The following is a 12,376-nucleotide window of genomic DNA, read 5'->3' as shown; positions in this document are numbered from 1 at the left end:
CATACCACTACTATATTGGAGTTGACGATGCACTAATCGCTTAGAACATTTACCCATTTCTTGCATTCCCTCCCGATTGAAAGCGCTGTATAAATGGTGTAGAATAGATCGAAAAGCAAGGGGGGACGTATACAATGTCTGAATTGATCGCTGATATGGTTGAAATTGGCAGGCTTCCCGACGTTCGAATGTCTTTTCACTTGATGGGGCTGCATGTTCGCGATGTGGGTCCCAGTTGGACCTATCCATCCCATGAACATCCTATGTACGAGCTTCATTGGATGATCGAAGGGGACATGAAGATGATCGTGGAGGGTCAGATTTACGATCAGAAAAAGGGAGATCTACTTTTCATACGTCCGGGGATTATTCATTCATGCAAGTCTGCAGGCTCTCATGGCTTCACTTATTTTTGCATTCATTTCAGCGTAGCAGATCCCGCTTTCTCCAAAGAGCTGGAGCGTCGTCAAGCCGCCTGCTACGAAGCATCTACTCCCCTTGTCAAAGAATTGGCCCCATTCCTAACAGAGTTATGTAATTTTGCTACTGAAAACAAAAGTCGATTGCTCTCTGCTGCAAAAAGTATGAAGATGTACGCATCCGTATTTGAGCTTTTGGGAACGTTGGTGGAACAACTGTCCCAAACCGACAACATCGTGCTTACGAAAAAGGAATTACTGGCCAGCCGCATCGCCGAAAATATCGAAGCTTCGATCCGAAGCAGCCTGCTTCATGGCCAAGTGGAAGACAACGAAAGAAAATTCGTCCAAGATATAGCCGAATCCCTGAAGCTGAGTCCATCCCAGGTGAATCGCGTATTTCAACAGGTTTACGGGAAAGCTCCCCGCAAATATATGTCGGAAATTTTGTTAAGCGAGGCACAACGCCTGTTGCTTCAGACTGACCTGTCCATCGATCATATCGCCATGATACTCGGGTATAAAACAAGCGCCCACTTCAGCCGCCAATTCAAGCGTTGGATCGGGATTGCGCCATCCGTCTATAGAAGCGCTGTCGAAACGGCTGAAAGTCCCCCGCTGGTACCTCCACCTCCTCAGAAATCTTAAAACCAACGACCATAAAAAAGCCACAATGATTGCGGCCAGCAATGAGATCCTATTCCTGTCAACGAACCGATATAATTGGATATTTTTAGCATAACTAGAAATATCGCACTCTAAGCAAAAGGCTGTTAGTCTGCAAAATATCGCAGTCTAACAGCCTTGAAATAAAGTTAATTTGCAGAAAGTAGTTCTGGAACCGTCACTAAGGTATAACCCTTTTGCCTCAAATAGGAGATAATCTGAGGAAGCGCCTCTACCGTGTTACCGAGTTTCCCATGCTTCCCACCTGCAAAGTGCTGGAGAATTATTGCCCCAGGTCCGACCTCTTTTCGTACATTGCTTAGAATTTGCGAAACACTTTTCCCATCCCAGTCTAACGTATCAACTGACCAACCGATAACTTGATGACCAGATTGCATAGATACATTTAGGACCTGCGGAGAAACAGCACCATAGGGTGCCCGGAATAGGGTAGGGACTACACCTGTAATTTGCTTGATCATATCATCCGTTGAGCCAATTTCACTCTGAATCTTATCGGCAGTCGCTTCGGAAAGATTAACATGATCCCATGAGTGGTTACCGATCGCATGACCTTCATCTACAAGCCTTTTCATCATTTTCGGATGTTCTTTCGCATGTTCTCCGACTACGAAGAAAGTCGCTTTAACCTGCTCCTTCTTCAAGATATCCAAGATGAGCGGGGTATATTTTTCATCAGGACCGTCATCAAAAGTTAAAGCCACTTTAAGACCGTCTTTTTTCACATTATTGATTACTGCAGCACTTTCACTTTTTTTGTCACTATTAGAATCATCTATTTTCTTTATCACTTTTTGTTGGGGTTCTATGTTTATTGGCGTGATGACTTGTGGATCAGGTAAAGAAACTAGACTTTCAGGTTGCACTGAATTGCTGCACCCCGTCATTCCTAATATGCCAAATAGAAATACTGCTGTTCGGATAACTTTCATTCTTGTACCACTTCTTTCTGCCACTCTAATTGCTAAACCAAGACAACTTATTAAATATACTATAAAAGCTTTTATTTATGTACTATATTTCTCATTTTAGACATTATAACGGTATACCGATATTAATGTATAAAAAAATGACCCCATCGAGTCAGATGACTTCTCGATAGGGTACAATTTAGTTGGTAATAAACCTAGTAACCACCAGCAAAACGGTCGGTTACTTGCTTGTTGGAGGGCGCCTGCTCCACTTCCCGTTCCATAAACCTCGTTCTTTTCTCCTGAGTGACGGCTGCTGCCAACTGCGCTTGATCCTGATCCCCTTGATGCACATCATGAATGATCCATTTTTGTCCGAACCCTGCATGAACGACCTCATCTGCCCAATCGAAATCCTGAAACGTCGTCATTAACGGATCCTGAACTTTATCGCGACAAAACTCCCACTCTTCCCTCTTCCCAGGAGGATATTTCATGGCCGCCTTTTCTATGGCAATCGTAAGGTGGGTATAAGCTTCGTCAATACTATCAAATTCGTTGACGCACATTTCGTAGAATCCAGTCCAATTCGGAATGGCATAAACATCCCTTCCTTTCGCCCGTAACGCCGCTTCCCCGAACCAGGAATGACGGGCCTCATCCCACAGATGTCGAGCGACATCGTAATGAAATGCCCATGGCTTACTTTCCGCACTGAAAAAGATGTAAGCGAGCGCCTCGGTTGCCGTCATTTCATAAAACCGGTGCAGCATCATGGCCTCAAGCCGTCCGGTGTCGTTGTCCTCGAACGTCACTCCGTCGAACTTGCGCCGGTTTGTTCTAAAGCGGCTGTCCCGGATCGAAGCATTCGGCAGCTCAAACGAAATGGTTGGTTCGGGTATTACGGCATCATGCTCCGGCCGTGGCTCCGTACCACTGATTCCTCCCGCTCGCTGCAGCAAATCCTCGAGAAACGACTTCCACTTTTCGGCATCCCGGCGTTCCTCTTCCGAGGCGGATTGAAGCAACTCCATGACGGTTGATTGGCCCCAGTCGATTTGCATCTGCCGGTCAAGCTGCTGATGCCGGAGCATCATGATTGTCGGCTCGTCGACGATGGGCTGCGCTCGCTGCATATAATCGTCGATGGCCGCCAGCTGAGCCGGCTTCACCACTTCAAACAACGCAACTAATAAGGTTAGTGTGTTTGCAGAATCGAGCACTTGATTCGTCAGCCGCTCTAGCGCGATGTCGGGACACTTGTCGAAAGCTGCCGTGCTCAGTCGCAGTTGCCTGCAGCGATTGCGGCACTGCTCATGGAAGGAAGCATCTTGCCACACCAGCCGGGCTAATGCCCCTTTGAGCTCATATTCCGGCCGGGCGATCAGATGGCCGGCTTCGATTCTTGCCAGCCGCCTATCGATGTAAGCGAGCCGGTGCAGCCGGTTGGCAGATTCGGATACGGACATTCCAATTTTGTCCCACTGTTCTATCCCCATAAAAGGATGCATGGTAACCCTCCCTTTGATTTATACATTTTCGTGCAAATCAACGATATAGATGTTGCCTTGGGTCCGTTCATTATGAGCATCCGAGGTAAATAGAACGTACTGGTCGTTATGGCTGAAAATCGGATGCGGATGCACGTCCTGCACAGAGAAGCTACTGTTATGGAGACAGAGAAGTGTCATGTCCAGCTTGGCGCGCAGCCAATCTATCCGGCACAGATGAATGCTGTGAGCATCAATAATGCCGTCGGTCACAAGCAGCGAGTCGTCCGTGCTTGTCGTGAAATGTCCATAAGCCGACATGTCAGGTAAAAAGCTCACTTCCGTGTACTCCCCTTCCCGTGAATCCATATAACCAACAAAACTGACAATAGGCTCTTGCTCTTTCACCACTTCTTTCATTGCCGGATCGTTAGGAATGCCACGGGTTCCGTGATAAATTACCGCATGATCTTTATTCGCCCACATTTCATGGCAAATCCACAAAGACTGTCCCCCGTTCGATTGATCCCTCACCTTCGATATCTTCCCGTGATCATACAGCCAAATGCGCTGATCGACCATGCCGCCTTCATGGTTGAACAGGATGATTCGCGGATCACTCGGGTGAAACTGCACGTGGGTCACCCAGCCTTGATGTGAAAAGTCGTAGAGTGTCTCCCCTGAGATCGTATCGATAACAACGACTTGTGAGCTTATGCTGTCCCGCTTCACCTTCTCACGAATCAAGCTGAACGGATTGCCTTCTCCAACCTCGAAAGCTGCAGAATCGATATAAGGGATACAAGCGTATCGTCCATCACCGGACAAATGCGTAAATCCGGTCATCACGTTTTCCGGGAGTCGATAGATGACCCTCTCCTCCAACCCGTTTACATCGAGCAATCGCACCTCGTTGCCTTGAATATATAGCAGAAGGCCATCTGCAGGAGCAAAGCTAGGGCTTGCTTTTGCAAAACCGCGGTACGGATTTCCGTCGTAGTACACGTAACTTTTCATTAAGCCATCACAATTGTCTGTAAGCTGAACAGCCGTACCGTCTTCCAGCGACAACTTGAACAAATTCGGATTGCCGCTGCCCGGGTCGCTGATATATAGCATTTGCCGGTTATCAACGGTGAAGCTGCTGCTCGTAAAATACAAATGATGATGATTTCCAGGCAGCGAAGTGAGCTGAGTCACAGTCCGTCCTGTTAGCGCATCCTTGCGTTTCTGTAATTGATGTTTGAAGATGGTACCTTTGAACGTATTCACTGCTTGCTCTCCCCTCTAGTTAAAAAAACGCGGCAGCCAACTCCGATTCGCCCGAAGCAAGCTGTCAGCCAGCTCCCCGAGCTCGGAGAAATCAGCAAGCCCGCTAAGCGGATCCAGGCTTAACGCTTCGATCAACGTCTCCCGGCTGCCCTCCAACGCCGCCTTCAACGTAAGCTCATGCACATCGGCGTGAAGCCTGCACAGACTGCCGACCGGACCGGGCAGATCACCTGAGGCCCACGGGTGAATCCCGCTCGATCCGACCGTCGCGAGTGTCTCCACGATCACGTCCTTAGGCATGTTTCCGATTTGCCCTTCGTTCGGGACGTTGACGATCGCGGGCGTCTCGCCGCCAGTCACAATAGCCTTCATGATTTCCGTCATTTCTTCGCCGGATCGCTGCCAGGAAACCTCCTTCACGCCGCTTGCCAGCTGCCGGATCGTGTCCAGCTGATGAACCTTCGTCAAGCGCCTAGCGTCTACCGTCGTTTTAAGCACGCCGTATTTCATGCCGTACCCGTTTCTCACATTGCACAGACTTGGATAGAACTCGATCAGATGGCGGTCTCCAGCCAGCGGCAAGTACCCGAAATGACGGCATAATGCCAGCTTCGCTGCGCTTTTGTTGTGAAACGAATCATGCTTTCCTGCGGCTCCTTCGTCCTCGATATCCCAATGTTCCTGGGCATACGCTCGGATTCGAGGCCGTACATCCTGGCCATTAAGCTCTGCCTTCGTCAGCCATATGAAATGGTTGACCCCTGCAACCTCATAATGAAATCCTTGCTCTGGGAGCCAGCGATACAAGTAATCAGTCACGTTCATGCCCTCAGGCTTGGGCAAGCCAAGCATCGGGCCGAAATATTTCGGAGCCGCGTGCAGCTCATGGCACATGCCGACGACCTTAACACTCTTGGCCGCTTTGTTCATGGCCCGGGTGACGACACTCATGGGATTCGTCACATTGAACAACCAGGCGCCCGGACATATTTCCTCCATTTCCTGCACAAGCTCGTAGGCAACCGGTGCCGTACGCAGCGAAGCAGAAATGCCGCATGGTCCAACCGTCATCGATACCGGCTGACGGATACCGTATTGGATGGGCAGCTCCAAATCATTCCAGAACGCATCCATCGCTCCTGGACTGAACGTCGTCAGTACGAAGTCGGCTCCTTGCAGCGCTTCCTTCCGATCATCCATAATGCGAACCCGGTATTCCTTGTTACGAAGCCGATTAAATGTGTGCAGCATAGCGGCTACTGCCTCAACATGCTCCCGGTTCGGGTCGACCAGTCTGATTTCACCACCTTGAATCTCGTCCAACAAATATACATCCCGCATGAGCCCTGCCATCCAGTTGACGCTCCCGCCACCGATTATCGTCAAGTTCATAGAATCCATCTCTTTCGCCTCCAGAGAGTAAGAGCTTGATATTTACGAATTAAAGCGTACCATCTGAGTGGCGAAAGCGTCTTCAATTATCTTGTTTTTCTCTCCATTCATTCACCTATCTTGCTATAATATATTTATAGTTGCTTTAGTTCCTGAAGGAGGGAGCCTGCAGTTGGACCAGACGACCATGTCTAATTACGATGTTCCTTACGACCGAACCCCGCCTTTCTCCATAAGCTATACGCACGATAGGGAAATCGGGAAAAAACCAGTCATTCACCATTATCATAATGCCTTCGAGCTTGATTTCTTTGTCAAGGCGGACCTTGAAATCTTCGTGCGGGACAACAATTACACGATCCGGGACGGCGACTTCTTTTTCATTAACGAATACGAGATCCATCGAATCCACTACCAGCCGAACCGTCCCTATGCAAGATATGTGATTAATTTCAGCAAAGAGTTTATTCAAGGGATGCTTCGGGAAGCCGGACTGGAGCCCACCTTGGAGTGGTTAATTCATCAAGGTCCTCGTAAGGTGGAGACGAAGCCGGAGCAGCGGAGCGCACTGACGTCTCTATTCAAAACGATGGTGTCCGCGCATGGATTGACCGATTGCGATCCGCTAGCCGGGGCCAAAATAAAGCTGAATTTACTCCAGCTGCTAATCCGATTTAAGGAACTGGCAGACCAGCAGCAGCCGTCTCCTGCCTTTAATCCACACATCAGGGAATTGATCCTCTATATCGATGAAAATTACGCCAAACCGATCTCCCTGGAGCAGCTTCAAGCAAAATTTGGACTGAGTAAATATTACATAAGCCATTTGTTTAAAGAGACGACCCATTTTACTTTATTTGAATATGTGTTAAACCGAAGAATATTAGAAGCCAAAAAACTATTGGAGCAAACGGAGCTTTCCATTATAGAGGTTGCCCTAGGTTCTGGGTTCAATAATCTGCAGCATTTCTATCGGATTTTTCAGCGCCATGTAAAGCAAACACCTCTGCAATATCGCAGAGGTGTGAGATGAAGTTATGTAAAGCTAAATGCCAACTCCTTAAGTTATGGAGCAATTGCTAGAGAAAAGACATTCATGGAATTCTCAGCTGTAACATGCTGTTCATTCGCCGTTCATTTTCACTTCCTATACTCAGGTTATTACAAAGGAGGGAAGCAAAAATGTATCTGGCTATTCGAGAAATGAGGTTTGCCAAGGCTCGGTATTCGTTAATTGCTACAATTATGGTGCTTGTTTCATTTCTTGTTCTGTTTGTCACTGGTCTTGCACAGGGGCTTGCGTACGATAACGCGGCTTCCGTTAAGAATATGGCAGCAACTCATTTTGTCTTGGAACAGGATTCTAATCATCGCTTTACCAGGTCTCAGGTGGATCAGAACCAGCTAGAAAAAGCTAGCTTAATAGTAGGAAAAGAGAATGTGGAACCACTTGGTGTCAAAATGACTACGGTTATTCGATCCGAGGGTACAGAGAAGATTGACGTTACACTGCTCGCAGTTACTAACAATGGCTGGCTGGCTCCAGCAATAACAGAAGGTTCCCCCCTCTCGGATCAGGCAAAAGGACATGTTCTTGTAGATCAAAAGCTGGCTGATTCTGGCGTGAAAATAGGCACAATCCTTGTAGATCAAGCCTCGGGAACACAATGGACCGTGAATGGCTTTGTGAAGAACGAGTCATTCAGCCATACACCGGCTGTTTTTCTAAATCAACAGGACTGGCTTAATCTCCAGTCGCAGACACCTGCTCGTCAAGGAACTAAGCTAGCAGAGAGTCAAGTTTACAATGCGCTTGCGATTAAAGACTCAAGTGAGAGAGTTAAGGATCTTCAGGCGGCGCTCCCCAATACAGAGGTAATATCGAAGGCTGAGGCAGTCTCAGCGATTCCTGGTTACAAAGAAGAACAAGGCTCTCTTCTGATGATGATTGGATTCTTGTTTATTATTTCCGCTTTTGTACTGGCCGTATTCTTCTATGTCATTACGATTCAAAAAACCAGTCAATTTGGTATTTTGAAAGCTATTGGTACACGTACTGCCTATCTAACCAGAAGTGTGACGATGCAGGTCTTGATTTTATCGGTCGGTAGTTTGGTCATTAGCGTCCTGCTGGTACAATTGTTTGAGGCTATATTGCCAAGTTCTATGCCATTTCAATTAGGTTTCACTACCTTGGCACTTACTTGCTTGTCCTTTGTAGTAATGTCTCTGGCTGGATCTCTATTTTCGGTGTGGAAAGTCGCCAAAATTGACGCTTTGGATGCGATTGGGAGGACGGCAGCATGAGAAACAGACTTGAATTACAGACGATTACACGGACTTTTGAGGATGGCGGTATCGAAAGAACGATTTTGGATAAGCTAAATCTTGAAGTGGCTGAAGGTGAACTGGTCGCGGTAATGGGACCTTCCGGCTCGGGCAAAAGTACATTCCTGTCCATAGCAGGAGCACTTCTTGAACCGACAAGTGGCGATGTTCTACTCGATGGAGAATCCATCACTGGCAAAGGCAAACAAGAACTTTCTGAAATGCGACTCCGAAAAATCGGATTTATTTTTCAAAGCGCCAATTTAATTCCATACTTGAAAGTGGAAGAACAGCTGATGGTCGTAGCCAAACTTGCCGGAATGGACAAGGAGAAGGCAGCCAAACGAGCCAAAGAACTGCTCGATAAGATGGGGTTACCTCATCGTCGAACGGCCTATCCTGAGAAGCTTTCTGGGGGGGAACGTCAGCGGGTCGCTATCGCAAGAGCCCTAATGAATGACCCGGCTGTCCTGTTCGCTGATGAACCAACAGCAAGCTTAGATGCGTCACGAGGGCACGATGTAGTAAGCATGATCGCGAAGCAAGTAAAGGATCAGGGAAAAAGCGCGGTTATGGTAACGCATGATGACCGAGTGTTGTCGCTTTGTGATCGAGTTCTTTTTCTAGATAATGGTAAATTGATCCATAAATAAGGTAAGCCTCCAAACCCATCTTAAACGTGGTTTGGAGGCTTTTCTGTAATACCTTACTTTCAACTCTGGAATCCCGTACTAAGACTGAGCTGTATTATTTATCGCTATTTTTATCTAAGTTGAATACTTTTGCAATCGTTCCAACTGAGCCTAATGTACTAACAATATCCGTTGGGATGAAGATTGTTGAGGCTTCTCCTCTAGCCATCTCGGAAAGTGCCTCAAAAGACTTATAAGTAAGAATCTCCGAATTTAGACCGGCTTCATTTAGTGCTTCAATTCGTGAACGCTCTGCATTCGCAACAAGCTTAATAGCTTCTGCACGTCCTAAAGCTTCTAATTCCTGTGACTTTTGCTTGGCTTCAGCGTCAAGAATTTGTCGTCGTTTCTCCGCTTCCGCTGCAAGGATAACAGCGGACTGCTGCGCTTCTGCACGAAGAACCGTAGCTTGTTTCTCCCCTTCTGCCTGTAAAATATTCGCCCGTTTTTCTCGTTCAGCTCTCATTTGTTTCTCCATGGAAGTTTGTATATCGATTGGAATCTCTAATTGTAAAATTTCCACTCGATCGATTCTCACTCCCCAGTTTTCAGAAGCATTATCCAGCGCTTGACGCAGTTCAGCCTGAATGCGGTCGCGATTCGAAAGAATTTCATCAAGTTCCATTTTACCAATCGTGGAGCGTAAAGCTGAAGCTACAATATTATGAATGCCTTGCACATAATTAGCGATGCCATATGTAGCTAATTTAGGATCAACCACGGAGAAGAATGTTGCGAGCTCGACACCAATGGCCACGTTATCTTTTGTAATAACGGACTGCGAGGGAACTTTCTCTTGCTGAATTCTTAAATCATGCCGACTACGAACATTATCAATAATTGGGATTATGATGTTAATACCTGCATGCAGTGTTTTATAAAACTTCCCTACTCTTTCAACAATCGCTACGGTCTGTTGAGGAACAATCCTAATTCCTTTAATGATAACAATAACAATGAGAATAATGAGAAATAGAAATACGATAACCCCTACCATATTACACCTGCCCCTTTTTTACATAAAGTTTCGTGACTTTAACATCTATGACAATCGCTTCTTCACCTGCTTGAATCAACTCATCTGCGAATGCGCTCCACAGATCGGAGTTCACTTTAACCAAACCACCTTCACCAGGCCTAATATCACTTATTACGAATGCCTTTTGGCCTATTAATTGATTGGGGGATGGCAGTATTTCATTGGATGAAGGGATTAGCTTGCGAACGATTGGTAACAGAAAAACATAAATCAAGAAAGCACACACTGTAAACACACCTAGTTGTATCAGAAAAGAAAGGTGGAATAATGCGGTGATCATTGAAATAAAAGCACTGGCTGCTAGAACTAACATGAAAAAAGTACCGGTAAAAAGTTCGAATATCACAAACAACACAGCCAAAATAAGCCACAGTAACCAAAGCAATTTATTTCCGCACCTCGCTTTCAGCATCAATTCCTTGTTAAGTTTTATGTGATATCAGGCTTGACTATGTCATTAAAAACAACAAAGGGTGCAGTTGCTTAGGAACGAGAAATGCAAAAAACCAGCAAACTCAAGGTTTACTGGCTTCTTTATAAACTTTTAGCTGCAAAACCTAGGCATCAAGCTCCATGTAATCAAAGAAATCGAAGTCCGCATGCAGGCGGGTTCCTCGCAAATCCTGTGCGCAAAGACCAACGAAAGCGCCGGTAAAGGATAATTTGCTTTGGTAGCTGTCGGCAAGATTACCGGAGTACAACGTCAGACCAATTGGCTGCCACGACTGACCGTCTAAACAATAAAAGAATTGAATTTTATCGAAAGTCATTGCGGCTTTGAGATATACCTGCCCTTCAGGAACTGGCACATACGTGTCTAATTCATCATACTGCCCCTGATCGCTAACGATAATCGCCAGATGCTTGCCGACTTGGTCATCGTGGGAGATGCGAAGATAGTAATGATCGGACTCATCATAATAAAACACAAGGCCCGCCATTTGTGTAAAAGCTTGCGGCTCATACGCCACGCATGTCACGATCTCACAAGTAAAGCTTTGAATGCGTCTTGCCACTAGGCTTTGGTGGTGCAAAGAGGTAAGCGACTCTCTCCCCTTGAGCCTCAAATAGCCAGGACGCTCGGATAAGCTTAACCATGACTCATCAGCTGGGACGCGCAGTGTGTGCCAATGCACGCTGAGCTTCCCTTCGTCAAAATCATCGCGGATCGGGTCCGGATCAAACGGATGAGGCGTCAACTCAGTCTCAGGAATGTGCAGCTGCGGCTGCTTTCCGCCTGCGGCCAGCTGCAACCAGCCTTCCGGCGTCCACGTTACTTTCTGAAGGGAGGTTTCTCGTCCTAGTGGACTGAGTTTGTTGCCGTCCGGAAGAGGACGAGAACAAATAAATACCATGTACCAATCCCCTAGCTGCGTTTCCACCAAGGAACCATGGCCTGCATTTTGCAGCGGATGATCCGGGGTATTTCTTGTTGTGATCATCGGGTAGTCCGGATCAACTTCATAGGGACCCACTACGGAAGTTGAACGCATAAGGGTGGCGGCGTGCATCGGACCCGTTCCCCCTTCAGCTACCAGCAAATAGTAGTAACCGTCCTTTTTATACACCATCGGGCCTTCCGTTACACCCAAATCTGTCCCTTCGGTAATCAGCTTGATCTCTCCGATCAGCTTGCCTTCCTTTGGACAGAACTCCTGCATGATAATGCCAGCGAACCGATTTTTATTTTTGCGAAAATCCCACTGCATATTAAACAGATACTTGCGGCCATCCGTGTCGTGGAACAAGCAGTGATCGAAACCGCTGGAATTCAAATAGATCGGTTCCGACCAAGGTCCTTCAATCGAAGACGCCGTCACGATATAGTTGTGCAGATCTTTATATACACCTTTTCGGCCAACCACATTCGTAAAGCAAAGATAGTAAGTACCCTTGTCGTAGCTTAAGGAAGGCGCCCAAATGCCGCCTGAGCTTGGCACTCCGCGCAAATCAAGTTGACTCACGCGATCTAGTGGACGTGTCAACGGCCTCCAGTTCATCAAGTCCTTGGAATGATGAATCAGCACGCCAGGGAACCATTCGAAGGTAGAGGTTGCGATATAATAATCATCTTCAACCCGAATGATCGATGCATCCGGGTTAAAGCCTCGCAGAATTGGATTTTGAATCATATTGTCATGCTCCT

11 protein-coding genes are annotated in these 12,376 nt (G+C 46.9%); 4 read left to right on the top strand and 7 right to left on the bottom strand.

Annotated features, from left to right (window positions below; translation table 11 throughout):
• Positions 1 to 134: 134 nt before the first annotated feature.
• Complete coding sequence (locus ACUN27_RS08815) at positions 135 to 1,067, top strand: AraC family transcriptional regulator (protein ID WP_326061242.1); 933 nt, start codon at positions 135 to 137, stop codon at positions 1,065 to 1,067.
• A 167-nt stretch (positions 1,068 to 1,234) separates the two neighbouring features.
• On the opposite strand, the gene ACUN27_RS08810 is transcribed toward ACUN27_RS08815, so the two are convergent.
• The 4 genes from ACUN27_RS08810 to ACUN27_RS08795 all read right to left on the bottom strand — a co-directional run bounded on the left by ACUN27_RS08810 (position 1,235) and on the right by ACUN27_RS08795 (position 6,180).
• The gene (locus tag ACUN27_RS08810) at positions 1,235 to 2,038 is read right to left on the bottom strand and encodes a polysaccharide deacetylase family protein (RefSeq protein WP_326061241.1); all 804 of its coding nucleotides are present in this window, start codon (positions 2,036 to 2,038) and stop codon (positions 1,235 to 1,237) included.
• A gap of 194 nt (positions 2,039 to 2,232) precedes the next feature.
• A complete protein-coding gene (locus tag ACUN27_RS08805; protein WP_326061240.1) occupies positions 2,233 to 3,528 on the bottom strand; it encodes a hypothetical protein in 1,296 nt (431 codons plus the stop codon).
• Between the two features lie 18 nt (positions 3,529 to 3,546).
• Complete coding sequence (locus tag ACUN27_RS08800; protein ID WP_315951966.1) at positions 3,547 to 4,779, bottom strand: oligogalacturonate lyase family protein; 1,233 nt, start codon at positions 4,777 to 4,779, stop codon at positions 3,547 to 3,549.
• A gap of 15 nt (positions 4,780 to 4,794) precedes the next feature.
• Positions 4,795 to 6,180 carry a family 4 glycosyl hydrolase gene (locus ACUN27_RS08795; RefSeq protein WP_326061239.1) on the bottom strand — a complete coding sequence of 462 codons (1,386 nt, stop codon included), beginning with the start codon at positions 6,178 to 6,180 and terminating at the stop codon, positions 4,795 to 4,797.
• Between the two features lie 163 nt (positions 6,181 to 6,343).
• Between ACUN27_RS08795 and ACUN27_RS08790 the strand changes: the two genes are divergently transcribed.
• The 3 genes from ACUN27_RS08790 (at position 6,344) to ACUN27_RS08780 (ending at position 9,152) form a co-directional block, all read left to right on the top strand.
• Positions 6,344 to 7,204, top strand: a complete 861-nt coding sequence (locus ACUN27_RS08790; protein WP_326061238.1) for an AraC family transcriptional regulator — start codon at positions 6,344 to 6,346, stop codon at positions 7,202 to 7,204.
• Between the two features lie 149 nt (positions 7,205 to 7,353).
• The gene (locus ACUN27_RS08785; RefSeq protein ID WP_326061237.1) at positions 7,354 to 8,478 is read left to right on the top strand and encodes an ABC transporter permease; all 1,125 of its coding nucleotides are present in this window, start codon (positions 7,354 to 7,356) and stop codon (positions 8,476 to 8,478) included.
• Positions 8,475 to 9,152, top strand: coding sequence for an ABC transporter ATP-binding protein (locus tag ACUN27_RS08780; protein ID WP_326061236.1), 678 nt, complete (start codon positions 8,475 to 8,477; stop codon positions 9,150 to 9,152). The genes ACUN27_RS08785 and ACUN27_RS08780 overlap by 4 nt, the downstream gene beginning before the upstream one ends.
• Before the next feature lie 94 nt (positions 9,153 to 9,246).
• On the opposite strand, the gene ACUN27_RS08775 is transcribed toward ACUN27_RS08780, so the two are convergent.
• From ACUN27_RS08775 to ACUN27_RS08765, 3 genes are all read right to left on the bottom strand, one after another.
• The gene (locus ACUN27_RS08775) at positions 9,247 to 10,188 is read right to left on the bottom strand and encodes an SPFH domain-containing protein (RefSeq protein WP_315951973.1); all 942 of its coding nucleotides are present in this window, start codon (positions 10,186 to 10,188) and stop codon (positions 9,247 to 9,249) included.
• 1 nt (position 10,189) lies between these two features.
• On the bottom strand, positions 10,190 to 10,615 hold the full coding sequence (locus tag ACUN27_RS08770) for an NfeD family protein (RefSeq protein WP_315951974.1): 426 nt from the start codon (positions 10,613 to 10,615) through the stop codon (positions 10,190 to 10,192).
• A gap of 172 nt (positions 10,616 to 10,787) precedes the next feature.
• Positions 10,788 to 12,362, bottom strand: coding sequence for a glycoside hydrolase family 43 protein (locus ACUN27_RS08765; protein ID WP_445558761.1), 1,575 nt, complete (start codon positions 12,360 to 12,362; stop codon positions 10,788 to 10,790).
• Positions 12,363 to 12,376 lie beyond the last annotated feature (14 nt).

It is taken from the genome of Paenibacillus sp. WC2504, assembly GCF_052682475.1.
Note: the sequence above shows the minus strand (reverse complement) of the source record. Positions and strands in the feature narration are given on the sequence as shown.

Coding starts and splice junctions, on each gene's coding strand:
- ACUN27_RS08805 (WP_326061240.1), bottom strand. CDS start 3,528: ATGCATCCTTTTATGGGGATAGAACAGTGGGACAAAATTGGAATGTCC.
- ACUN27_RS08785 (WP_326061237.1), top strand. CDS start 7,354: ATGTATCTGGCTATTCGAGAAATGAGGTTTGCCAAGGCTCGGTATTCG.
- ACUN27_RS08780 (WP_326061236.1), top strand. CDS start 8,475: ATGAGAAACAGACTTGAATTACAGACGATTACACGGACTTTTGAGGAT.
- ACUN27_RS08775 (WP_315951973.1), bottom strand. CDS start 10,188: ATGGTAGGGGTTATCGTATTTCTATTTCTCATTATTCTCATTGTTATT.
- ACUN27_RS08765 (WP_445558761.1), bottom strand. CDS start 12,362: ATGATTCAAAATCCAATTCTGCGAGGCTTTAACCCGGATGCATCGATC.
- ACUN27_RS08810 (WP_326061241.1), bottom strand. CDS start 2,038: ATGAAAGTTATCCGAACAGCAGTATTTCTATTTGGCATATTAGGAATG.
- ACUN27_RS08815 (WP_326061242.1), top strand. CDS start 135: ATGTCTGAATTGATCGCTGATATGGTTGAAATTGGCAGGCTTCCCGAC.
- ACUN27_RS08795 (WP_326061239.1), bottom strand. CDS start 6,180: ATGGATTCTATGAACTTGACGATAATCGGTGGCGGGAGCGTCAACTGG.